Origin of the sequence: Streptomyces sp. NPDC058373, assembly GCF_042723275.1 — a bacterium.
Lineage (GTDB): Bacteria > Actinomycetota > Actinomycetes > Streptomycetales > Streptomycetaceae > Streptomyces.
In genome coordinates this window covers 120,268-142,970 of record NZ_JBHXJE010000009.1, presented here as the reverse complement: position 1 = coordinate 142,970, position 22,703 = coordinate 120,268, and the positions used below count along the sequence as shown (strand labels likewise).

Annotated in this window: 18 protein-coding genes; 12 read left to right on the top strand and 6 right to left on the bottom strand. The window is 69.5% G+C overall.

The window, feature by feature from the left end; all coding sequences use genetic code 11:
- The first annotated feature begins 148 nt into the window (after positions 1–148).
- From ACFWMZ_RS08875 to ACFWMZ_RS08865, 3 genes are all read left to right on the top strand, one after another.
- Positions 149–868: a TnsA-like heteromeric transposase endonuclease subunit gene (locus ACFWMZ_RS08875; RefSeq protein ID WP_383200427.1), complete on the top strand. Its 720-nt coding sequence runs from the start codon at positions 149–151 to the stop codon at positions 866–868.
- Complete coding sequence (locus ACFWMZ_RS08870) at positions 868–3,096, top strand: Mu transposase C-terminal domain-containing protein (RefSeq protein ID WP_383200424.1); 2,229 nt, start codon at positions 868–870, stop codon at positions 3,094–3,096. The genes ACFWMZ_RS08875 and ACFWMZ_RS08870 overlap by 1 nt, the downstream gene beginning before the upstream one ends.
- An 80-nt stretch (positions 3,097–3,176) precedes the next feature.
- Complete coding sequence (locus tag ACFWMZ_RS08865; protein ID WP_383200421.1) at positions 3,177–4,205, top strand: TniB family NTP-binding protein; 1,029 nt, start codon at positions 3,177–3,179, stop codon at positions 4,203–4,205.
- 95 nt (positions 4,206–4,300) lie between these two features.
- Here ACFWMZ_RS08865 and ACFWMZ_RS08860 read toward each other — a convergent pair whose 3' ends face one another.
- Together ACFWMZ_RS08860 and ACFWMZ_RS08855 are read right to left on the bottom strand one after the other, a co-directional pair.
- Positions 4,301–5,671, bottom strand: coding sequence for a hypothetical protein (locus ACFWMZ_RS08860; protein ID WP_383200418.1), 1,371 nt, complete (start codon positions 5,669–5,671; stop codon positions 4,301–4,303).
- A 33-nt stretch (positions 5,672–5,704) separates the two neighbouring features.
- The gene (locus ACFWMZ_RS08855; protein WP_383200416.1) at positions 5,705–6,445 is read right to left on the bottom strand and encodes a hypothetical protein; all 741 of its coding nucleotides are present in this window, start codon (positions 6,443–6,445) and stop codon (positions 5,705–5,707) included.
- A gap of 517 nt (positions 6,446–6,962) precedes the next feature.
- Between ACFWMZ_RS08855 and ACFWMZ_RS08850 the strand changes: the two genes are divergently transcribed.
- Positions 6,963–8,828: a hypothetical protein gene (locus tag ACFWMZ_RS08850; RefSeq protein WP_383200413.1), complete on the top strand. Its 1,866-nt coding sequence runs from the start codon at positions 6,963–6,965 to the stop codon at positions 8,826–8,828.
- Between the two features lie 39 nt (positions 8,829–8,867).
- Here ACFWMZ_RS08850 and ACFWMZ_RS08845 read toward each other — a convergent pair whose 3' ends face one another.
- Complete coding sequence (locus ACFWMZ_RS08845; protein WP_383200410.1) at positions 8,868–9,026, bottom strand: hypothetical protein; 159 nt, start codon at positions 9,024–9,026, stop codon at positions 8,868–8,870.
- 1,110 nt (positions 9,027–10,136) lie between these two features.
- On the opposite strand from ACFWMZ_RS08845, the gene ACFWMZ_RS08840 reads away from it, so the two are divergent.
- Both ACFWMZ_RS08840 and ACFWMZ_RS08835 read left to right on the top strand, forming a co-directional pair.
- Positions 10,137–10,541, top strand: a complete 405-nt coding sequence (locus ACFWMZ_RS08840) for a hypothetical protein (protein ID WP_383200407.1) — start codon at positions 10,137–10,139, stop codon at positions 10,539–10,541.
- A gap of 197 nt (positions 10,542–10,738) precedes the next feature.
- Positions 10,739–11,017, top strand: coding sequence for a hypothetical protein (locus tag ACFWMZ_RS08835; protein WP_265701059.1), 279 nt, complete (start codon positions 10,739–10,741; stop codon positions 11,015–11,017).
- 458 nt (positions 11,018–11,475) lie between these two features.
- Here the strand turns inward: ACFWMZ_RS08835 and ACFWMZ_RS08830 are convergent, their stop codons facing one another.
- Positions 11,476–12,843: a hypothetical protein gene (locus ACFWMZ_RS08830; RefSeq protein WP_383200404.1), complete on the bottom strand. Its 1,368-nt coding sequence runs from the start codon at positions 12,841–12,843 to the stop codon at positions 11,476–11,478.
- 339 nt (positions 12,844–13,182) lie between these two features.
- Here ACFWMZ_RS08830 and ACFWMZ_RS08825 point away from each other — a divergent pair, with 339 nt between their 5' ends.
- The 5 genes from ACFWMZ_RS08825 (at position 13,183) to ACFWMZ_RS08805 (ending at position 19,108) form a co-directional block, all read left to right on the top strand.
- Complete coding sequence (locus ACFWMZ_RS08825) at positions 13,183–14,595, top strand: hypothetical protein (RefSeq protein ID WP_383200401.1); 1,413 nt, start codon at positions 13,183–13,185, stop codon at positions 14,593–14,595.
- A gap of 297 nt (positions 14,596–14,892) precedes the next feature.
- Positions 14,893–15,480, top strand: coding sequence for a DEAD/DEAH box helicase family protein (locus ACFWMZ_RS08820; protein ID WP_383200399.1), 588 nt, complete (start codon positions 14,893–14,895; stop codon positions 15,478–15,480).
- Positions 15,428–16,996, top strand: a complete 1,569-nt coding sequence (locus ACFWMZ_RS08815; protein WP_383200396.1) for a DEAD/DEAH box helicase — start codon at positions 15,428–15,430, stop codon at positions 16,994–16,996. Before ACFWMZ_RS08820 ends, ACFWMZ_RS08815 begins: the two co-directional genes overlap by 53 nt.
- The gene (locus ACFWMZ_RS08810; RefSeq protein WP_383200393.1) at positions 16,918–17,877 is read left to right on the top strand and encodes a hypothetical protein; all 960 of its coding nucleotides are present in this window, start codon (positions 16,918–16,920) and stop codon (positions 17,875–17,877) included. Before ACFWMZ_RS08815 ends, ACFWMZ_RS08810 begins: the two co-directional genes overlap by 79 nt.
- Before the next feature lie 280 nt (positions 17,878–18,157).
- Positions 18,158–19,108, top strand: coding sequence for an SEC-C metal-binding domain-containing protein (locus ACFWMZ_RS08805; protein ID WP_383200390.1), 951 nt, complete (start codon positions 18,158–18,160; stop codon positions 19,106–19,108).
- Positions 19,109–19,859: 751 nt separating this feature from the next.
- Here ACFWMZ_RS08805 and ACFWMZ_RS08800 read toward each other — a convergent pair.
- Together ACFWMZ_RS08800 and ACFWMZ_RS08795 are read right to left on the bottom strand one after the other, a co-directional pair.
- Positions 19,860–20,060, bottom strand: a complete 201-nt coding sequence (locus tag ACFWMZ_RS08800; protein WP_383200387.1) for a hypothetical protein — start codon at positions 20,058–20,060, stop codon at positions 19,860–19,862.
- Positions 20,061–20,383: 323 nt separating this feature from the next.
- Complete coding sequence (locus tag ACFWMZ_RS08795; RefSeq protein ID WP_383200384.1) at positions 20,384–20,722, bottom strand: hypothetical protein; 339 nt, start codon at positions 20,720–20,722, stop codon at positions 20,384–20,386.
- Between the two features lie 376 nt (positions 20,723–21,098).
- Between ACFWMZ_RS08795 and ACFWMZ_RS08790 the strand changes: the two genes are divergently transcribed.
- Entirely contained in the window at positions 21,099–22,685 is a 1,587-nt protein-coding gene (locus ACFWMZ_RS08790; RefSeq protein WP_383200381.1) for a hypothetical protein, read from the top strand.
- The last annotated feature ends 18 nt before the right edge of the window (positions 22,686–22,703 follow it).

Here is a 22,703-nt window from a genome sequence, read left to right as displayed (position 1 = left end):
CGCGCGGGGGCGGCGCGCGCTCGCTCGTTCGAGGGTGTTCGACCCGGATCGCTTTCCCTGCGCGCGGCGGGCGGCCACGGTGATCGGCATCGCCCTGATCGATCACACAGGCGATATCCGTGCTGTGGCGTTGTGAGAGGTGTGGATCGTGGCTGAGGTGGTGTGGGCGCAGTTCCTGTCCCCCGCTGGGCGGCTGCTGGAGAAACCCGTGAGCCAGGTCCGTCAGGAGCGGCTGGAGGAGCGGGGCGAGGTGTGGAGACCGACGCGGTACCGGGGCCGGCGGGCGATCGCCACCTGGTGGCGGCCTGCCGGACAGGCCCACCTGGCGGGCTGCGCGAGCCTGGGTGCCCTGGAGGCGGCGCTGTCGCTGGAGTTCGATCCGCAGGTGGCGTCGTTCACGGGCTGGCCGGTGCGGCTGGCCTGGGCGGACAGCGCAGAAGGGTACGTGCCGGACTTCTTCGCCCGGCTGGCCGACGGGCGCGCGCGGCTGCTGGTGTGCCAGACCTCGCAGCGGACCGCGGGCGGCTGGGAGGAGGCATCGAGGCTCCTGAAGGCGGCCGGCGAGCAGACCGGCTGGGAGGCGCGAGTGCATCCGGGCGCGGATGACACGTCCGCGGCCGCGAACCGGCAGCGGCTGGCCCGCTACCGGCACACACGGCTGGCGGATGCGGACACCGCGCGCGTCCTGCACCAGGTGTTCGCCCAGCCGCGCCCGTTCACCGACGGGGTGAGGGCCAGTGCTCTTCCCGAACTGGCCACGGTGGCCCGGGCGTTGCATCTGGTCTGGGAGCGCGAGCTCCTCATCGACTGGAGCACCCCGTTCGTGCCCGCCCGCTCCCTGGTGTGGTCACCGCGAGGGGTGCGCTGATGGCGGTGCACGCACCGGCCCGGCCCAAAGTTGTGGCGGTGGGCAGCGCCGTGCACTGGCACGGCGAGACGTATCTGGTGACCGCGCTGCAGGGCAGCAAAGTGCACCTGCTCAGTCAGCATGCCGACGGCGAGGACGCCGTCGTGCTGCTGGACACGCTGCACCGCTCCCCCGGCTTCCACGTGCTGGACTCCCCGGACGCACCGGCCCCAGACGACGGACCTGCCCCGCCGCCGGTGTCCGGGCGCCGGCCCCTGGGCGGCGCGGACCTGCTGGAGGGGCTGTCGGAGGAGGCCCGCAAGGAGGTCACCTTCTGGCTCGACCATGTCCTGGAAGTACACACGGGACTGCCCGGATTCGCCGCGCCGGGCGCTGCTCCGCGTGCCTGCTACGACCCCGAGCGCACCACCCTGCGCGAGCGGTATGCGACCAAGGCCGCCGAACTGCGCGCCGCGCATCACCAGGTGTCGGCGGCCACGGTGGAACGCAAGCGGCTGGCCTGGCTGGAGCAGGGCGTGTGGGGGCTGCTCGACAAGCGGCGGGTGCGCGGCCCCAGCCGGCACGGCCGGGTCGACGAACAGGTCGTCACGCTGCTGCGCAAGGTGCACAAGCGGCATGAGAAGAAGTCGATCGGGACCAGGTCACGGCTGTTTGAGCTGCTCAGGAGGGCATGCGTGCGGAAGTTCAAGAAGAAGGCGGAGAAGCTGATGCCTTCCCGGGCGACGTTCTACCGGCTGCTGGACCGGCTCGGGATCGTCTGCGGAAAGCAGGCCGCCGCCCGGCGCGGCGATGGCAGCCACCGCCCCGAGCCGCCGTTCACGCCGGCCATGGCCACGGCGCCGGGCGAGCAGGTGCAGATCGACACCACCTCGCTGGACATGCTGGGCCTGGACGAGACCGGACGCGTCGTCTCCCTGGAACTGACCGCGGCCATCGACGTGGTCAGCCGGTCGGTCCTGGCCGCGGTCATCCGGCCCAAGTCCAGCGGCACCAAAACCGGTTCCAGCTCCCGCCGTCGCGGCGGGCGGGCCACCAAGGCGGTGGACGCCCTGTTCCTGCTGGCCGAGATGTGCACCCCGCAGCCGATGCGCCCGCACTGGGCGCTCAGGGCGGGCGCGAAGGACTCCGATCTGCCCTACGCCCAGCTGGTGGAGGCCGACGAGCGGATGGCGGGCGCGGCCGCCCGGCCGGTGATCATCCCGGAGATGATCATCATGGACAACGGGAAGGTGTTCGCCGGGCGTGCCTTCATGGACGCCTGCGCCCAGCTCGGCATCTCCGTACGCCCGGCCTGCGCCTACTCCCCCACCCACAAGGCGATCATCGAGCGGACCTTCGGCTCGGTCAAAAGCCTCTTCAGCCAGTTCCTGCCCGGCTACACCGGCAAGGACCTCACCCACCGCGGCAAGAACGTCGCGGGTGAGCGGTTGTGGCGCATCGACCAGATCAACGACTTCCTGCAGCAGTGGATCGCCCTGGGCTGGCAGCAGCGCCCGCACAGCGAACTGCGCAACCCGTTCCTGCCGTCCATGCCGCCGCGCACCCCCAACCAGGTGTTCGCCGCCCACATCGCCAGCAGCGGCTACGTCCCCGTCCGCCTGAGCGCCGAGGACCGGCTGCGGCTGCTGCCCACCGCCTGGGTGCAGGTCACCGACAAGGGCATCCGCCTGAACAACCGCACCTACGACAGCCGCGCCCTGAACAGCTACCGCAACGCCCGCTCCGGGTGGCCGGGCAAGGGCCAGCGGTGGCCGGTGCGCTACCACCCCCACCAGCCGGAGAAGATCTGGCTCGAGGACCGTCGCAGCAACACCTGGGCGGAAGCGGACTTCGTCTACCAGCGGCTGATCGGGGACGCCTGGAGCGAACACGTCTGGGACCAGGCCAGCGCCGCCCACCTCGACAAGGGCGGCCACACCCGCGACGAGACGGCCATCGCCCGGCTGGTGCGCTCCCTGCTCGAACGCGCCGGCCGCGGCCCGTCCCGCACCACTGCGCCGCAACCAGCCCCCATCGACCGGGGCATGCAGGTCGGGCCGACGCCGGTACAGGACCCCTACCGCGGCATCCCCGCCCCCGCCTACCACAGCGTGGCCAGCCTGCCCGTGATGGACGTCGACCCGCGCCAGCTGTGCGCGCCAACTGTGCGTCTCGCGCTGCCGGGCAGCCCATCGCACGCGCCCCAGTCGGCCGACGGTCACGACTCCGCATCCGCCGAACAGTCCTAGCTCTTTCCCCGTCTGCGAGCGGTGGCCGGCGCCGGATACCCCCCGCCGGCCACCGCCGGCCGTCTCCAAGGACACACGCCATGGCTTTCCCCGAAATCCCCGACGCCTCCGGCCGGTTCTTGCCGCCGACGACCCACCCGGGCTGGCTGGCCCAGCTCGACCGCGTCATCGACCCGCCCGACCTGGCAGCCTGCCCGCTGACCGAAGACCCCCTCGGGCTCGACGACCCACGCATCCTCTACCACGCCACCATGCGCACTGTGCAGACTCCGGCGCTGAAGAAGGCGGTAGCCGTCGCACGGCGGCTGTGGCTGGTGGGCGGCCCCCGCAGCGAGGGACCGCTGCACCTGGCCGTCGACGGGCCGGGCGAGACCGGGATGACCACGGTGCTGCGGCAGATCGGCCGGGCCTACGAGGGCATCATCCGTGACCGGCTGCCCGCCGACCCCAAACGGATCCCCGTCATCCACATCAACACCCCGCTGGCCCCGGGCAGCAGGCTGGACATGTCGGTCCCGTTCGCCGAGTTCCTGGGCCACAAGCACACCAAAGACCCCGAGAGCAGCCAGCGCAGCACCGACATGACCGGCCCCGTCTGCCACGTCATGAAGACCCGCGGCACCCGCCTGGTCCTCGTCGACGGCATCGACCGGCTGGAGACCTCCGAACTGAAGACGGCCTTCGACTACTTCGGCTATCTCGCCGCCGAGTGCAATGTCTCCTTCGTCTACTGCGGGGCCGGCTCCCGGGAGATCGTCAACGAGGCCCGGCGCGGCAAACGGCCCGCACCGCCCGACGGCGGCGCCGGCGGCATCCCCACCCTGGCGGTCAACCCGATCCCCTACAGTGCCGCCGACTACGAGCTGTTCCACCAGGTCGTCAAGGCTCTCGACGGGGACCTGCGCCTGCACCAGCACCGTCCCGGTGACCTGCTCAAGCTCGCCGCCCACCTGCACCGCCGTACCGGCGGCTACATGAAGGCGCTGTCCTACCTGGTGTGCCAGGCCGCGCAGGAAGCCATCGAGACCGGCGCCGAGGCCATCACCGAGGAACTGCTCGACAGCCAGCTGGTGGGCCATTTCGAGGACGATCCGCTGCAGACCTGGTGATGGAACGCAGGACTGCGCCCGTACCCGCTGCGGGGCGCGAACGGCCGCCGCTGGACAGGCCGGACGGCCTGTCCAGTGCTGCGCTCACCGGCGGATCAGAAGGGCATCAGCCGGTCCCGCTCCGGGTTGGCCAAGGAAACCACAAGGTCGCTGTGGAGCGTCCGCAGCCCCACCGCCTGCTGCTCCTGACAGGATCGGTCGAAGACGGCCAGGCGGGGGCCGACCGGATGGAACCCGGCGGTGCGCACCAGGTGGCCGGCCGGCGAGTCCATGTCCTCAACGCCGGTGGCGATCAGCCGGCTTCCCCGGCCGAGGACGTGCAGTGCCTGGCGGGTGAGGAGAGAGCCGAGTCCGAAGCCCCGCCACGCCGGGTCCAGCTCCACGTTGAGCAGGAGCAGCAGGTCACCGTGCTCGCCGATGCCCAGCCGGTGGATCGGGCTGTCCGGGTCGTCGACGGCCTGGTGGGCGGCCATCGCGGTGGCGCTGGCATCGACGTGTGCAGTGGCGAGGTCGTGCAGCAGGGAGGCGTCCTGTTGCCAGCCCGTCCTTGCCAGGATCAGCCGGCCGACCTGCCCCAGGTCATGTTCCGGGTACGAAAGGGCCTTCTGTACCCGGTGGAGCACGCGCACCTGCCAGTACTGCAGGTCGTCGGGCAGAGGGAACGACAGCCCGTCGGTCATGTACGCGAAGTCCAGTCTCAAGTGCTCGGGGGAGCCGGGAAGTTGCAGGGGATCACGGGGGCCGATCGGGCGGGCGGCGCTGTGGCCTGCGTCCGGTCGGGCTGTGCCGTAGCGCAGCAGGCGCACCTCGTCCTCCCTGATCGCGTACTCGTGGTCGTCGTAGTCCCAGTCGTCCTCGCTGTCGGCGTCGGGCAGGTTGAGTCGCGCGGCGATGTAGCGGGCATGTTCTGCGGCCGTGATGCCGACGTCGAGTGCGGCCTTCATCAGCTGCCGCATGGACTGACTGCCGTTGTAGTCCGCGTCCGCACGCTCCGCCTTCAGGCCCTGGGCAACCAGGCGGGTCTGTTCCTGGACGGTTTGTGCACCCGCGGCCGTCATATGTACATCGCACAGGGTGCGGTACGGGGTGAGCTCGAGGCCGCAGCCGGGCTGCCGACACAGCTGGTACACCCCGGACCCGTAGCCGCGGCCCAGTCGGAAGCGCCGGGCACGCCGCGTGGTCTCGGCCAGGACGGCGCCCTCCTTGTCGTGGCCTTCCAGCCGCAGGGAGGTGTCTTCCGGTTCGCTGCCGGAGGCGGCCAGCAGATCGGCCAGGCCGAGGAGGCTGTCGCGGGCCACCGGGACGCCCAGCAGGCTGGAGGTGTAAGTCATCGTGCCGCCCTGGCAGGGATGGGCGGGCGCGTGCAGGGCCTCGTGGAGGAGCTCCCACACGGACACTGCGCGGGATGCGCCGGGGTCGGGGGCGGGAGGACAGGAGACAGGCAGGGCAGAGACGTAGGCGTTCACTGGGCTGGTCCTTTGCAGGGCATGTGCGGGCATTCAGACGTGCTGCATGTCGGTACAGGGGCAGTGCGAGCACGGCTCGCCCTGTCCTGCCTTGCCGGGGTGGCACGACCAGTCGTGTCCGCAGGCGCACCGGATGCCGCCCTCGGCGGCGGAGAAGGAGCAGATGTTGCAGGCCGCGCTCTCCGGCTGAGGGCCTTCGGCGGAAGAAGTCCGGAGCTGCTCGGGCAGGTGCTCGAGCAGCTCCCGCGGCAGGGCGGAACGGCCCTGGTTGAGGACGATCTCGCACAGCTCGTGGTCGAGCCAGGCCTGGGCCGGATCGTCGGTGTTGGCGATCAGCCAGCTGCGGAATCCGGCCGGCGCGTCGTCCAGGAGTGCCAGTTTCCCCCGCCTGGCAGTCTCCAGTACGTGGGCGAGGCGGGTGGCGAGTTCGCCACCGAGCTCGTGGCGGTCGGCGGCGGCCTTGCGCGCGTGCAGCAGCACGCCGGTGCCGTGCGGCTGGAGGGTCAGTTCGTTGGGCAGAGCAGCGCCGGACGCCCCGGTCACGGGATCGGTGTGCCAGGGACAGGCGGAGGTCAGGCGGCTGGTGTACCAGTCCGTGAACGTCATCGGGTCGGCACTCTGGCTGCTCCATCCCCAGTCGACTACACAGCCGCAGGCCTGCTTCAGCGGCGTCCAGGCGATCTGCGCCGCGCGGGTCTTGGTGCTTCGGCGCTGGCTGGCGTCGTGCAGTCCGCGCAGCTTGTGGCGCGGCTTGTTCTTCTTCATACGTCCCATGGATGCCCCCTGCTTCGTCACGGAGATGACCGGGCCCCTTTGGCCGGCGGTGTCTCTCCCCCGGGACAACGACCGATGAGACGAAGAGCGGTGAATGTGATCACCTTCTCGCTACTTCGTGTGATGGTCGAGCATTTACGCGATCCGGCGGGCAGGCGTATGACGCCCGTTCCGGGCAGGCTCCGCTTGTGCGGTCGGACACGGGCGTCTGCCTGGTGATGACGTCACGTCAACTCCCCGCCGCGATGACGGGTTGACGCTCCGGATGGGCCCCTCGCAGCACCACCGATGGGTGGCTTCCCGCGGGCGCTTCGGGGTCGTACGTGGGCAGCGGTGTCGTGGCGGCGGTCTTCCCCTTCGGAGGTGCCTGCGCGAGACCGCCCGGCCGGAAGGTCACGCCCGAGAACGCGGGCTGGCTGATCATCCGTGCGGATGAGATGCGACGGCACCCGTCTCGTGCGGCGCGCGCTGTTCGTTGGCGCCAGGGCACTCGGCCATGCGGGCCGGGCGGAGGGAGATGTGCGCGGTGCGTAGGCGGTCTTTCATCATCGAGCGGCACGAATTCCAAGTCCAAGGCAACTGGGTGGGTCAGGTTTTCACCGGCGTGGTGACCTTGCTCGTGGGCTGTTCCGGGTCCGGCAAGTCGACGGGTTTCGAGTCGCTGCTGTATCCGCTGGGCCTGAACAGCGGGAAGATCATGCATGCGGTGCGGTCGTGTACCCAGGTCCGTCTGGTGTTCCGTGTCGGCGATACGCGGTGGCAGGCGACGCGGCCGGCGGTGCACCGGGGCGGCTATGTGTCCTTCGAGAACCTCAGCGACCCGGCGGTCGGCGAGGTGCGTCGGCCGGTCGCTCGCGGGCGCGGCGGTGAGCAAAGCGCCAGCGAGTTCGTGATGGAGTTGCTGGGGATCCCGATCCTGGGCAGCGGCGGGGGCCGGGTCGGGCTGGCCGAGGTGGAGCGGTGGATGGCGCTGCGGCAGTCCACCATTGCCACCGCTTACCTGGGCGGAGGAAGCGACGCGGTCCGCCGGCTGACGGGGCGGGTGCTGCTGGGCCTGCACGACGAGCACATCGACGGCCTCCAGCAGCGGTTTCAGGAGGCCAAGTCGGCCCACGCACAGGCGAAGGCGTCGGCCGCGGCGATGCTCGCGGCGCGCCGTGACGCCGGGCTGCCCGGCCCGATGGACCTGGAGGCGACCGAGCAGCTGTGGAAGCAGGAGCACGCGGCCGCGGCCGAGCGGGCGAAGCAGGCTCAGGGGGAGCTGAGCAGGCATCAGCGGCACGTGGCCGAGCTGGACAGGCAGCGCGAGCAGGCGAAGACGGCACATCAGTCGGCGCGCCGCCATACCGGTGCTGTGGAGGAACGGCTGCGGCAGGCCCTGCGCCATGAGGGACGTCTGGAAGGCCGTCTGGAGGGGCTCCGGAAGGAGGGGTCCGTGCCGCAGCACTGCCCGCAGTGCACTCAGGTGTTGCAGGCGGACGGCCTGCCCGAGGACCACTGCCGGGTGTGCAAGCAGCCGGACGCGCTGCACGCGCAGCGGCTGGCGGGCCAGGCGGCCCTCCTCGCGGAGACGGAAAAGTCGCTCGCCTCGGCCCGGCAGGCCTGCGGGCGGCTGGAAATCGAGCTGGCACGGGCACAGGAGACGGAAGACACGGCCCGGGAGACAGTACGGGCGGCCGAGCAGGTAATCGGTGACGTCACGCGTTCCACCCTCGACCCCTGCCGCGCGGCGGCCCTGACGCACGAGAAGAAGGCCGCTCACCTCGCCGGACGCCTGGACCAGCTCCAGGAGCGCATCAAGGAGGTCGGGGTCCTGACGGCGCTGGAGGCCGAACGGGACCGGCTGCAGGAGGCCAAGGACCAGGCGCACGAGATGTGGAAGGAAGCCGAGAAGAAGCTCGCCACCGAGCTCAAGCATCTGGTGGAGCAGTGGTCGCACCACTTCCTGGCCCGGCTCAGGGCGGTCAACCCTGATGTGCGCCACGCCCACATCGACCCCGAGACGTTCCTGCCGCACGTGGACGGGCTGGCCTTTGACGACCAGGCGGTGGCCGGGGGCCCGCAGACCCTGGCCAACCTGTGCGCCATGCTCGCCCTGCGCGATGTGGCGCGTGCGGTGCCGACGGTGCTGCTCCCGCTGTTCTTCATGGTCGACTCGCCGCTCAGCGGCCTAGGTGGACAGGGACTGGACGGGCAGATGGCCGAGCGGCTCCTGGAGCAGCTCGCCGACGCGGCCGCCGTCGCGGACGCGGACGGAACGCCGATGCAGATCATCGCCGCGGTCAACGATCCTCTGACGCGCCCGCTGACCGGGGTGCGTGAGATCCGCCTGGACCGCAGCAACCGCTACATCCCCGCCCAGCTGGAAGTTGAGGCAGCCTGACCGGGACACGAGTCAGTGCGGCCGGCCGACCGGTTCTCCTCACCCGTCGGCCGGCTCGTCGGTCAGTCGGCGCGCGGCGCGGGAGTCGTAGTCGGGAGCCAGCAGGCGCTGGATGCCGGTGACGTACCCGGTATCCGACTGGCTCTCGGGCGCCGCCAGGACGCCGACGTGGACCAGGTTGGCGGACACGACGCGCATGAGGGGGAGCCATGAAGTTGCTGCATCTGCAGCAACAGCGCCGCACGACCTCAGTGCAGTGGCCGGAGGACATCGACCGCCGACTGAGCATCCTGGTCCGTGCCGCCACAGCCGATGGTGAACGCACCTCACGCGCCGAGCCGTTGGCAGCGCTGGTGGCCAGCGTAGAGACCCGGCCGGAGCAGTTGGCCACGCTGCTGCACCGCTACCGCCTGATGTCACAGGACGCCCTCGCCGACGATGAGGACCGCTACGACCTTCCGCAGGTGCGCAGCCCCGACCCGCGACGGGCCGCTTCCTCACATGAACGAATGCCCGCCCCGAGGTCACAGCGCGGCATCCACGATCGTGACCGTGGCCCCCAGAGGCAACAGCCCACGGGCACCGGGCAGATGCTGCGCCCCCCTCTCCCGGCTCGTCCCAGACGGCCGCGTCCGAAGCCTGCAGGCATGGCTACGCCGACGATCAAGGACTTCGTGATCCCAACGACTGCGACGCGATGGCCCAAAGCGCAGGCAAGGCACTCGGTACGCACGAGACGACTGCCACGAGAAATATCCGCCCCCGGCCCGACACGCACCACTTGGTCGCCACCAGCCTGTTGAGCATCCCTGCGCACCTGCGGGCCTTCGTCGCTCCGGCACCGCTGGCCATCTTCGAACTCGGGCCCGCGGATGCTGATTGTGGAGAACAGCGCTGCCTTCACCAGCCTGCGCCGAGACATTCGCCGAACGCCGCCACCCGCTCACCGACTTGCTGCTATACACCGACATCGACGTCAACGGACTCGAGTGCGCGCAACTGGCAGCCGCCCGGGGCCGGTCTGTCGGAGCTGGTCCCGGCGACCGGCCTCTATCCACACCCTGATGCACAAAGCTCCCGGCCCTGGCCCCAGCCGCGCCCGAGGAGATCCGGGCCGCATGTCGTGGCTGGCCCCTTGCCTGACGCGGCAGGCCGAGCAACTCCTGCTCGACGGCCACATCCTGCGCCGGGAGGCGCATCCTCTGGGCCGGGCGGACGGCCCGGCCCGCCGCCTGCCTACCCTCCTCCGCCATCCCCTCACCTTCCTCACTCTTGCTCATTCTCCTCAATCGAGGTATCCTCTTTCTCATGCCCAACCAGTACGCAGTTCCGCTCGACCGCACCACCCACGCGAAGCTCACCCTGCTCGCCGACGCCTGGGACGCCTCGCCGTCCGAGGCGGTAGGCCGGCTGATCGAGCATTTCTGGAACTCCCCCGCCGCACCGCCCACCCCCGACCCCGCCCCGGACGGCCCCGTCGCAGTGCACGCCCTCTACGAGGGACGGCGCATCAGCGGGTACTTCGATCCTGCCAGCCGGAGCCTGACCATCCCAGAGGGCCCGGGAGCCGGGCATCACAGGACACCAAGCGGGGCGGCGAGCGCGGTCCTGCACGCCCTGAAGCCGGGCATCCGGACCAACAGGAACGGCTGGTCATTCTGGACCGTTGACGCCACCGGCCAACCGCTGCAGTCTCTCCGCCCCTCCAGCTGAGCATATTTGAGCACCCTCAGCGGAGAGGTACCCGCAGGAGAATGCGCGCTCCGGCTCCGGAAGCCGCCCCTCGGCGGCCCGCGGCGCCGGCGCACCGCCGGCCGACCGTCCGCAACACTCGTCACCGCCCGCCGTCAGCCACCTCATGCCTGCGCGCACGGCTCACCGCACCAAAAGGACTGGGAGGACCAACGGTGATGCCCCTGCTTCGCGGCGTGGCCGCGGGCGCCGTTTCCCCTGCCTTGGCCGACGTTCCCTGGTGGGTCATCACGCTGTGCGCCCTGGTCCTGCTGGCGGAACCGGTACGCCGTGCGCTGCGGGACCGGGCCCAGCGCAGGCTCGATTCGTTCATGATGAAGAAGGTCGACGAACTCCCGGACCCCGAGCACAAGGTCCAAGCCCTGATCGACTACCGGCGCGCGGATGCCGGACAGGATCCGGGCGACCCGCCAGCGACGCCAGCCGACCAAGCCTAGACTCGCCGCGTCCAGCGATACCGGCTACCGGAACTGGTCGAGCAGCCGTGGCGCCCATCACCAGCCGGAAGCGGCGGGATGCCGCCGCACAGGCACCACGGTCCCACCGTCAAACCCACCACGCCTTGGTGAACCCGGAGCCGCCCCCGCGTGGTGGCACACTCGCCCAGAACTCAACGGGTTCAACGGGTCCACCCCCACGCTTCCCTGCCCCTCCCATCGCGCCAGGAGAAAGATCTTCCTCTGTGTGCTGGCCCAGGGGAAGGCGGCGGCGCTCCGGAACAGGACAGCGGCAAGCCCCGCTGAGCGTCTGCCCGACCGCTTCCCGCCGGCCGTCTCGGGGGTGCAGAGCGGCCGGTCGGTTTCCGACGGCCGGGCGGCTGGCCAGCCCCGCACTCCTCAAGGACACTACTGTTTCGTCTGCCGCCGTACTTCTGCGGTCATGCCAAATCTGGTCCTCAGGGGGCGGCCGTTCGCGGACTGTTGTTGGCCCTGACGCTGAGGTAGTGGGTGTACTGCTCCTCGGTCAGGCGCTGTCCCGACCAGCCGCTGCAGAACGAGCACATGGGGCCGTTCCATTGCCAGAACTCTTCCAGGGACAGCAGTTGCGCGAGGGAGATCCGCTCCAGGCGCGCGCCCAACGACCGCGCGTGCTGGCAGGCATCACCGACGCCGTGGGAGCGGCCCGTATACCGGCCGTGCAGGTTCGATCCGTACACCCATACTCCGGCCAGCGGCCCCAGTCGGCTGGGATCTGCGCGGAAGGGGCCGACGTCGAAGGAGTCGGCGGAGAACGTGATCGCGTCGGCAAACGCCTTGTGCAGTCCGAAGTGGACGTCCTGGATCTGCGCGCCCAGCTCTCGCAGATCCGTTTCGCTGGTCACTTCGGCGGCCAGGGCCAGCGCTGTTCGCTTGTCACGACTGTCCCACCCGGCCTGCTGGCAGCGGCCCTGCAGATAGAGCAGGGTGTCCTGGGCACGCACACTCCCGATGGTCTCCAACCGGTCTTCCCGCGCCGGCAGTTGCCGGTTCACCGCACGACCTCCGCGCGCTGCCGCGGGTGTCGGCTCGGGTTCGGGCTCGGGAAGGGTCGTGAGGGCGGTGGCTTGTGAACGGTAGGCCTGCGCGAGCTGGAGCAGTTCATTCCGCTTCTGGGTCAGTAGCTCGCCCGGCTGTCGCAGGGCGGGATCCAGCAGGTAGACACCGTTTCGGAAGGGGGTGAATCCGATGCTCTCCCACAACGCAGCGATCTTGCGGCGGGCTTGTTGCCGGTAGGACTCGGACACCTCCTCCCGATTGTCGGGCCACTCGGCCATGCCGGGTTCGGCGGCCACCGCGCAACAGCCGCCGGACAGGCGCCGGATCGTCTCGGCCGCAAGGATGGGGCCCAGTCCGAAGCCGCGCCATGGCTTGTCCAGGAAGACCCGGTCGAGGATCAGCAGGTCGCCGACGGGGCATTCGATGGCCTCGTCGAAGGCGTCGGTGTAGTGCCCGGTCCGGGGGTCGAGGACGGTGGAGACGATGGATTCCAGGTCACCCGATTCCGCGTCGGCGGCCTCCCATCGGTTGTCTGCGGTGTAGTCACGCAGCCGGCACAGGTGCAGGTAGCCGATCTCCGTGCCTTCCTCGGTGGCCCGTTCGCAGGCCTCGCTGCACCCGTGGGGGCATTCCTCCTCCTCTGCGTGGAAGAGGCGTACCGAGACGTGCCACCGCTCCAGGGTGTCCTCGAAGTCGTAGGGCTCGGCGGAGTGGTTGTGGGTGTAGACCAGTCGCAACCGGCTCGGGTCGCCGGGCAGTTCGGGCACCGGACGGGGGGATGCAGTCATGTCTGGGGAGAGTAGCGGGCTGGTCTGACAGCCACCGCGGATGCGTTTCAGGATGAAAGACCTGTGCTCGTTGGGGGCGGGCGTGACGCAGGCACGATGCGGGCGCCGTCCTGGTCTGCTGGGGGCGATGATGCTGAAACGCCTCACGCAGACGGGCTTACCGGCTATCGTCTTCCACGGACCCGGGTTGTCGATCGTATCGACGACACCAGTCACTTTCGATTCTTGCGCTGTCCGGAGATGCGGCTGCACCGCACCTACCAGCAGCTTTCCCTTCCCGCATGCGGTCGGCCCGTGTCCGGCCGCGGTCGTTGGAGCGCTCCTGTGACAGCCCCACCGGTGTCGGCCGTACCCCGCGAGTTCCTCTGCGAGCACGCAAGCAGCAAGAGCCGTGTCCTTGTCCTGCTGGCTCATCCGGACGGACCGGCCTGCGTGCAGGCCGTATTCACATGCCGGGACGCCCATGCGGCCCAGCAGGCGGCCCGGTTGTTGTCGTCCGCCGCCCTGAACGGGGCCCTCACCGAGCAGCAGGAGACCACGGCCCACAAGATCGCCACGCAACTGCCTCATGCCCCGGCAGCGTCCTTTCGTCAGGCCCTGGAGCGTGCTCGGGCCGGCGTGTGGCCGAGCACCGCCCCCGCATCGTTCTCATGGCCTGCAGACGACCCGCTCGAGGAGCCGGCGCAGGACGAGCCCGACCTTCCCGTCTCGGCGGCCCGCTCACCCAAGGACGCCCGGCTGGCCGATCTTCCGGGCCCGGTAGTCCGGGTGGTGCAGCTGCGTGAGTTCCATGTGTACGACCAGGCCAAGGTGCTCGCTGCCGCGGCGGCCTGCGGCTGGGTGCCGGTGCCGGAGGAGGAGCTGGGCGAGGACGATCCGTATGACGTGGTGGGTGCGGTCATGTTCGCCGCGGAGACCACAGGAGAGCTGCCGGGTATGGACTGGCTGACCGATGCGCAGGAAGGCCAGCTGCTGCTGCCCGGGCGGGGAGACGAGGTCGCCGACTGGTCGGCTGAACCCGTCCGCATCAACTTCGGTACCGGCTGGCGGCTGCGGCAGGCCGCCAACCCCTATGCCACTGCACCGCGCCCCGGCACGACCCCGCCGGTTTCCGAGGAGCTGCTGCCGGACTTCGCTTCCCTCTTCGCGCTGCCCGAGGCGTGCGGCTGCGAGGAGGAGGACTGCCAGAAGTGCCGCTGGACGTTCACCCCCCGCACAGCCGACCTGCTGTTCAGCGCGCTGGACGAGCTTGCTGAGGCGGCGTACGACGAGGCTGCCGAGCTGGGCGAGCGGCCCGTCACCAAGGACGATGACGGTGTGTGGGGTTTCTTCGCCCGGCTGCCGCAGGTGACATGGCGTCAGAGCATGCAGTGGCGGCGCGATCTGGCCCGGGCCTGCGACGACCTGGCAGGCGACCTCCGGCGCGGCAAGTGGCCCCGGCCCTCCTGCGCGGCCGAGGAGATGGTGCTGCATTTCGCCCTCGACGAGGCCCCCACCCATCTGGTAGCCGACGACAGCGCACATGCGGCGCTGCCCCAGCACCGTGACGACTACGACTTCGACGCCTGCTCGGAAGTCTTCTTCCAGGACCACGACGTGCTGTGGCTGTACGACGGCACGTACGACGACGACGCTCCTGGAGCGGAGGGCCCAGGGCCCTCCGGCATCCCGGCAGCCTTGCATCCGGACAACTGGTTCGAAAACTTCCTCAGCGTCCCTGCGCGTTCCCCCGGACGCCCACACCGCCGCTGAGCCGCGGGCATTGCCGATGGCGAGCCGATGCCCGGCACTCTCGAACGCCCTTTCCTCTTCTGCCCGGCCCACGCGGCCGTTCGACAGATCCGTAACAGAGAGCACACCTTGCATGAACGTGAGCACCCAGCCCGTGTGGGCTGAAGAGAGATTCGAGCACAACAAGGTCCGCCAGCTCCTGGTCCCCGACAGCACGTTGGATGTCACGGACGAAGACCGCTCCTGCGGGTTTCCAACGTTTATGGCAGCTGGCCCGCGGTACGCACCGCTGCGGAAACGGCCGACGCGCTGACCGCAGTGCTGCCCAGCCGCTCCGGGAACGTGCGCTGGCAGGGCGGCCGCACGGCGTATTCGCCGCAGGCAGTGGTGGAGTCGTACAGGGAAGCCATCGGCTTTCGCCCACACGGCGAGCCCCGCAGCCTGCGCCGCCCGCAGATCGGCGCCCTGCACGCGGTACTGGGGCACTGGGCCTCGGGCCTTGGCGATCCGGGCATCGTGGTCATGCCCACCGGCACCGGCAAGACCGAGACCATGCTGGCCCTGCTGGTGGCCGCGCGAATGGAACGACTGCTGGTGCTGGTGCCCAGCGCCGCTTTGCGGGACCAGATCGCGGGGAAGTTCGAGACACTGGGCATCCTGCAGCAGGAGCAGATCGTCACGCCCGCCGCCTTGCGACCGCGGGTGGGCCGGCTCGAGCACGGGTTCAAGGACCCGGAAGAAGCAGCTCGGTTCGTTCAGGCGTGCAACGTCGTCGTCGCCACCCCGCAGATCCTCAGCAGGGCCGTGGGGAGTGTGCGGATGGTGCTGCTGTCGTCGTTCTCCCATCTGATCGGTGGACGAGGCACATCACTCCCCCGCGGACACGTGGGCGCGGGTGATCGATGACTTCTCCGACCGGCCCGTGCTGCTGTTCACCGCCACCCCGTTCAGGGAGGACGGCCGTCGGCTGCCCGGCCGTACCGTGTTCCGTTTCCCGCTGCGGGAGGCCCAGCGGCTGGAGTACTTCCGGCGGATCAACTACCGGGCCGTGTTCGGTGTCCAGGACGTCGACCGGGAGCTGGCCGAGCTGGCCGTGGATCAGTTGCGCGCCGACCGGGAAGCCGGGCACGACCACCTGCTGATGGCGCGGGCCGAGAGCATTCCGAAGGCGGAAGAACTCGGTGTGCTCTATCAGGGGCTGGCGCCCGAGTTCCATCCCACCGTGGTCCACCAGAACGTGGGCGTCACCCGCCGCAAGGCGGCCGTACAGGCGCTGCGGAAGCGCGAGTGCCGCATCATCATCTGCGTCGACATGCTCGGCGAGGGATTCGACGAACCCGCCCTGAAGATCGCGGCCATGCACGCGGCCCGCAAGAGCCTGAGCCCCATGATCCAGTTCATCGGCCGTTTCACCCGGGCCGCCGACGGACTGGGTGAGGCCACCGTGTTCGTCGCGCAGGAACCGGGCGCCGGCGCCTCACCGCTGCGCCGCCTGCTGCGCGAGGACGCCGACTGGAATCATCTGCTGCGCGACCTGACCGACCGCGCCACCCTGGCCGCGGAGGAGACCAGCGCCTTCGACACCACGTTCACCGGTGCGCCCGAGGACGTGGCGGTCAGCGTGCTGGAGCCGAAGATGAGCGCGGTCGCCTACCGCGCGGCCACCGCGGAGTGGAAGCCCGAGGCCGCCCTCGCGCTGTGCAAGGACAACGAGCGCGTCCTGGACGACGCCATGGCCCTGGGCGGCGAGGACTCCCCCGTGGCCTGGTACGTCATCGAACGCCGCACCCCCGTACGCTGGGGCGCACCCCAGGAGTTGGAACAGGTCGTCTACGAGCTGATCGTCCTCTACTTCGACACCACCAGGCGGTTGCTGTACATCCACGGCTCGGAGAAGTCGAGCGCCTACAAAGACCTGGCCGAGGCGGTGCTGGGCGAGGACTGCGAACTGATCAACGGCAAGCGCACCTTCCGGGTGCTGGCCCGCCTGGACCGACTGGTGCCCACCAACGTGGGTCTCAAGGACGCCCGCGACTACTTCACGCGGTTCTCCCTCCACGTCGGCAGCGACGTCTCGCAGGGCTTCACCACCGCCCAGGAGCACAAGAGCCAGACCCACATCGCCACATCCGGCTTCGACGACGGCGACAGCGTCTCGATCAGCGCGGCCCACTCGGGCCGCTTCTGGTCCCCCACCACCGCGCCGAGCCTGAAGGCCTGGACCGACTGGTGCGACCAGCAGGGCACCAAGCTGCTGGACAGCACCATCAACCTGAGCAGATCTTCGACGGATTCATCATCCCCGGGGACATCACCAAACGGCCGCCGTACGCGCTGCTGGGCGTGGAGTGGCCCTGGCAGGTCTTCCTGGGCTCCCGCGACCGGTACACCCTCACCTATGACAGCGTCCGCTACGCGCTGACCGACGTGGACTTCGAGGTCGACGACTACTCCCCCACCGGCCCGTTCCTGTTCTCCCTGACCACCCCCGCCTGGCGGGTCGCCTACCAGGCCGACTACGACACCAAAGGCCTGGTCTACCGGCCACGTGAGCGGGACGCCGTCATCGTCTCCAGCGGCCCCACGGCCGAGCCGCAGCCACTTGAGGAATGGCTCAACGCCCACAAGCCTGATCTGTTCCTGGAGGGCGACCGCCTCATCGATGACGAAGGCAAACTCATCGCCCCGCGCTACACCCGCCGCCCCTACGACCCGTCCCTGCTCATGCCACTGGACTGGCGAGACGTGGACCTCAGCAAGGAGTCCCAGAAGCCGCACCGCCGCACCGACTCCATCCAGTACTACATGTCGGCCCACCTGCAGGCCACCGGCTCCTTCGACGTCCTTCTCGACGACGACGGCTCAGGCGAGGCAGCCGACCTCGTCGGTCTCAGAGTCGACGGCCGCTACCTGGATGTGACGCTCGTGCACTGCAAGTACTCGCACAAGCCCACCCCAGGCAGACGAGTCGAGGACCTGTACGAGGTGTGCGGGCAGGCCATGCGCGGTGCCAAGTGGCGGCGCGGGAACGCCCTGCCGTTGCTGGACCATCTGCACGGCCGTGCCATCCAGTACGCCCAGCGCAACGGCGGTATCTCGCCCTACGAAGTCGGCAACTCCAAGGCCCTGTTCGCCATCCGTGACCAGGGCCGCCTGCTGCGGCCCCGCCTCCACACGATCATCGTCCAACCCGGCCTGCAGGCCGGCAAGGCCACCAACGAGCAGCTCCTGCTGCTGGCCGGCGCAGAGAAGTTCGTCCGGGACACCAGCGCCGGCGACTTCACCGTCTACTGCAGCCGGTAGCCCCACGGGCGGGACACGCCGCCAGGCAGCTGCAGGCGCTGCCCGGCTGCCGTCCCAGGGTCCGCCGAGCAGGAGCACGTAGGCGCCGGGCCATCACGGGCCAGGCCCGGGAGCCGGGGAGGGAGGTCCAAGGGCCCGCACATCATCTTTGCTGAGACGTCTGCCGGTTTGGCCTGCATGATGAGTTGTTGTTCGTACGGCCCGAACGTGATGGGGCCGAGAGAGAAGGGGGATGAGGGTGAGGCACACGCCGCAGGGGACAGTCGCGTTACCCCGGAGGATGACGCACCTTAAGGTCGACCGCCGCGGCTATCCGGTGATTGCGACGGTGGACCGCAGTCCGAAGGAGGTGGACTTCGGGGCCATCAGCGAGCGGCGGAAGCTGGCCTTGGCCGCGTTCGACTGGTGTGCGGTGTGCGGCATGGCCTTCGCGGACGAGCTGCGCTGGCAGATGGTCCTCCAGGACGGGCCGTTGCCGTCCTCCGTCATCAGCGGGGAGGCACCGGTGCACGAGGTGTGCGCACTGTATGCGGCACAGGTGTGCCCCTACCTGTTCTCCCCCCGCTCCCGCCTCGGGGACGAAGGGCGCAAGGGAACGGTGCGCGACCCCATGGTGCGGTTCGCGGGCTTCGAGTCCACCAGTGCGGTGCACGCCTTCGAGTCGCAGCTCCAGCCCGGCATCTACACCCTGCACTTCGAACACCGGGGCCAGGCAGACGAGTTCTCCTACCGCACCCCGGACGAGATCCGCGGGCGGTTCGCCGATGCCCTGGAACGGGAGAAGGACCTGCCGGTCACCGATCCGGAAGGCGAGCTCATCCGGCTGTTCAACCGGCTGGATGAAGGAGGCGAGGTGGCCGGTGCGGCCCTGGCGGCGGGAGCCGCCTTCGCCAAGGACATCTTCAAGGTGCAGGGATTTGGCCCCTACCGCGACAAGAGTTACCCGGTCGTCGCCGGGCTGCTGTTGAAGGGCACCGAGCAGGAGATCCGCGATTTCTCCAGCGGCGCGGGGGACGAGGCATTCAGCGCCGTCGGCCCCTGGGTGCTCGAGCGGGACGGGCAGTTTCCCGCGCCGCTGCAACGCTGGCGCGCCCGCGGCCAGAGCATGGTCCGCCGCCCCACCCCTTCCCCGCCGCAGGGGCCCGGGCGCAATGTGGCCAAGAACGCGCCCTGCCCCTGCGGGTCGGGGCGCAAGGCCCGCCGCTGCCACCCTTCCGGAGTTGCCAGCTGACAACGCTTCATGCAGCACCCTGCTGGATCGTTCCCGGCCGACCGGTCCTACCGGTCGGCCGTGTCCCTCGGCGGACTCGGTACCCCCTGTCTGCAGTACAACACCGTGCCGCACCAGGCCAGCGGGGCGTTACCGGTGCCGAGGACGTCGGACGAAGGAGGACTGCGATGTCGTACGGCTATGGCGGAGGCCCGAATTGGCCGATGATCCGCGCCAAGCAACGCGCTGAGAGCGAGGCCAACGATGCCCGTCGTCACAATGCGCAGTTGCAGGCGTCGGCATCCGAGTGGCGGGCGAAGTTCGAGGCGCTGGCCAAGCGCGTGCGAGAAGCCGCGGATCGAGCCGGCGGTGAGCACCAGCAGGAAGGCAGCTGCTTGTGCCGCTCCTGCTGGGATGCCGTGATCACCAAGATCACCGAGGAGCCGCAGGCGTGTGAAACGGCCACCAGTTATCCCGGCCATGCTGCTGGCACGTTCTCGTTAGACGATCTGTTCGGCCGTTCCACCCCACCGGGGGCACGGTTGACGCCACCGAGGGGGCGGCGCCGCTGGGCCAGGCCCTCGTCGGCCGGGCCAACGGCAGCGCCCGCACACCCTCCCGCAGCGCTGCTCACCGGGAGTCGCCTGGCGGCCTGGGCAGATCCGAGTCAGTTGTTGACATGCCCTCAGCTTGGCGCCCTCGCTGATGAGTTGGGCGGGACGCGATGTCGGGAGCCGGGACGGCAACGGCCATGTACACCTGTGACGGCCCGTCACTGCTGCCGCCAGCGGCGGGTGGCAAGGGTCAGTTCGTCCAGGAGGGTCGCGTCGCGGACGAGGGGCTGCAGCCAGTCGGTGTCGGTGGGGCGCGGGCGTTGCAGTCCGTCGAGGGCGAGTGTCTTCAGCAACGGCTCGGCGTGTTGGGCAAGCCCGTCGTCGACGCCGAGGTCGCGGGCCTGGCGGCCGGCCGCCACCTGGGGCGGTCTAGGGTGGGGAAGGCGCTCTAGCAGGGTGCTGGCTTCGGTGAGTGCGGCCTGACCCGGGGGTGGTCGGTGGCGTGCCACATGGTGCTGGTCTGGGCTTGGGTGAGCAGACACAGGAGTCGAGTCAGCGTGTCGCCGCCGGTATCGAGGGCGGGTGCGCGGTGGCCGAAGCGGCGTGTGATCCGGCTCAGCTGGTCGTGCGGGATGTCGGGACGTCCGGCGAGCTCGTGGACGCATTGGGCGAGGACCAGCCACGTGGGGGCGGACAGGCCGCCGGCGCCCGTGCACTGGGGACTGGTCAGCTGGTCAGCTGGTCAGCTGGTCAGCTGGTCGAGGATGTCGATGACGGTGCTCGCGGGCAGGTCGGTGGCGGCATCGAGCAGGTGGCGTCCCAGGATGTCCGCGGCCAGCAGGCGCTCGTCGCCGGACAGGCTTTGCAGCATCAGGAGGAGTTCGGCATAGGGGGCGCCGGGCGGCCAGGGCTCGTTGGCGGGCCGGTTCAGCAGACAGATCAGCGCGTGGGCGAGGGACAGGCCGCGCTGGCGGTCCACCCCGTGGTAGGTCTCCAGGGCGTCGGGCATCCGGTGCGGGACCGGCGCCACGGCGTGCAGCACGTGTTGTGCGCCGAGGTCGTAGGTGAAGGCCACCGGCATGAAGCCGCTGTCCTATCTCACTCTGTCAGGTCGCCCCGAAGGTCATGGAGACCGGCATCGAGGTCATCATCGACTCCTCAACAACCGGCGGCGGCCGCTTCGGCAGTGATCCGATTCTGCAGTCGGACGCGCGTCCCGTCCTTTCATCTGCTCGTTGCACCGCATGGGGAGCGCTCGCGGGAGGGTGTCCCTCGTCCTGGGGCCGGCGGTGTCCTGAGCCGACTCCCCCATCGGCCGCCTGTGCCGAGGGCGCGTCAGTGACACAGCATCGCCGCCGTGCCGATCCGGGCTTGAGGCGCGGCCCGCCTTCGTCTGCTGCATCCGCCGGGCTGGCTCATCGTGTGTGATGGGGGTCTGGCCTGGAAGAATGCGATGCATGTCGCGTGCTTCCTCATCAGGTCCTGCGGATGATGTTCAACTCCCTTTGCGGGCAAGGGAACGTCTCAAGGCCGTCGTCTTCGATGCCAACGCCTACGGCAAGGCCCGTCCTGACTTCGAGCACCTCAAACGGCTCGCCGGCCGTCTCGCCGCAATCGGCATCGAGACCTGGGTGCCCGAGCCGGTTTCGTGGGAGTGGGCTGAGCATGTGGCCCGCGACTGGCAAGCCGTCAAAAACGCCGCACGGCAAGAACGCGAGGGGATGAAACGGGCCGGCTTGCAAGTGGACACGCCTGCGGCGTACTACAGCAGCCGCGACACTGTGATCAATACCGTGCTGGCCAACTTGAGCGCGATACCTCACGTAAAGATCATCAACCTGTCGGGAGCCAGCGCTACCGCGGCGTTGAAGGATCAGGTTCTCCAGCACGAGCCGGCCAAGCTCAAGGGCGACGTCAAGACCGGCGCGAGTGACAGCGCCTGGCTGCGCGATGTGCTGGACCGCGCCTCCTCCGAACAGATCGTGATCGTCTCCTCGGACGGTGACGTGAAACGGGCCTTCACGGCATGGAACAAGCCGGTGCCGCTGATCCTGAGAAGGGAGAAACTGCGGCCGACACTGTTCGATGTCACCGTCGATGACGGGCACGCCCAGTCGTCCATCGTGCGCTACCTCCTCAGCCGACTGCCCGTCGGCAACCTCGATGGCGAGGACGAGGATGCGGGATTCGACATCGGCCCCATCCTCGGGCTGGAATCCGCGATCGCCCACGAGAGGGACGGTGACGGCGCCAGTCTCAGCGCCTACGGAGCCAGCGTGAGCAGGCTCGTCGCTCTCGCCGGACTTTACGACGTCAGCGTCGAGCACGGAGTGCCGGATGACACCGATGGCGCCGCCGGTCCGGAGGAAAACCCGGGCCGCACCCGGCCTGACGATCTCGGGTCCGCCAAGCACGATGTCGCCTACGCCACGGCGTTCTTCCTGGCGGAGGGTGAGGCAACGGTCCAGACGTTGCTCAACGGCGGCGATCCAGAAGTCTCGGTCCTTCACTACGACAACATCCTGGTCCGGGCACAGCTCAGCTTCCGCTTCACGGACGGCGCAATCACCGCGGTGGCGGCAGAGGCGGATGCCACCGCCCTGCTCGTCGAGCAGGCGTTTGATGATGACGATGACGCACTCAGCTCCCTGGCGGAGGCGCTGACCAGCGTTCCTGGTCTCGACCTTGACACCGACTTCCCCTGGAATGGGAGCTCCGACCTGAGCGCGAAGATCCACGGAGTGCCGGCCCGGGTCGACGTGGACATAAAACGTGACGGCGGTGATTGGACACTGACGGCGGCTCTCTGGCGCACCAACCCCTCCGGAGAGGATTCCGATCTGACCGGAGAGGTCGAGGTGGCGTGCACCTATGACCCGAGTTCTTGGTGGGGTAGCAGCAGGGACGGGTTCCAAGGCCCCGACGCATACCAGCTGTCGGTCTCCGCGACTGATCTTCCAGGCAACCACGGGGTGTGGTCCGTGCCGGCCTGGGTCATCAGCAGGATCGACTGGTCCACATTTGATCCGGCCGAAGCTGCCTAGTGCTCTGACCACGATGGT

Bases quoted from the DNA above. Each gene is read 5' to 3' on its own strand.
- ACFWMZ_RS08870 (WP_383200424.1), top strand. From the start codon at position 868: ATGGCGGTGCACGCACCGGCCCGGCCCAAAGTTGTGGCGGTGGGCAGC.
- ACFWMZ_RS08865 (WP_383200421.1), top strand. From the start codon at position 3,177: ATGGCTTTCCCCGAAATCCCCGACGCCTCCGGCCGGTTCTTGCCGCCG.
- ACFWMZ_RS08855 (WP_383200416.1), bottom strand. From the start codon at position 6,445: ATGGGACGTATGAAGAAGAACAAGCCGCGCCACAAGCTGCGCGGACTG.
- ACFWMZ_RS08850 (WP_383200413.1), top strand. From the start codon at position 6,963: ATGTGCGCGGTGCGTAGGCGGTCTTTCATCATCGAGCGGCACGAATTC.
- ACFWMZ_RS08845 (WP_383200410.1), bottom strand. From the start codon at position 9,026: ATGCGCGTCGTGTCCGCCAACCTGGTCCACGTCGGCGTCCTGGCGGCG.
- ACFWMZ_RS08840 (WP_383200407.1), top strand. From the start codon at position 10,137: ATGCCCAACCAGTACGCAGTTCCGCTCGACCGCACCACCCACGCGAAG.
- ACFWMZ_RS08835 (WP_265701059.1), top strand. From the start codon at position 10,739: ATGCCCCTGCTTCGCGGCGTGGCCGCGGGCGCCGTTTCCCCTGCCTTG.
- ACFWMZ_RS08830 (WP_383200404.1), bottom strand. From the start codon at position 12,843: ATGACTGCATCCCCCCGTCCGGTGCCCGAACTGCCCGGCGACCCGAGC.
- ACFWMZ_RS08805 (WP_383200390.1), top strand. From the start codon at position 18,158: ATGACGCACCTTAAGGTCGACCGCCGCGGCTATCCGGTGATTGCGACG.
- ACFWMZ_RS08795 (WP_383200384.1), bottom strand. From the start codon at position 20,722: ATGCCGGTGGCCTTCACCTACGACCTCGGCGCACAACACGTGCTGCAC.
- ACFWMZ_RS08790 (WP_383200381.1), top strand. From the start codon at position 21,099: ATGTCGCGTGCTTCCTCATCAGGTCCTGCGGATGATGTTCAACTCCCT.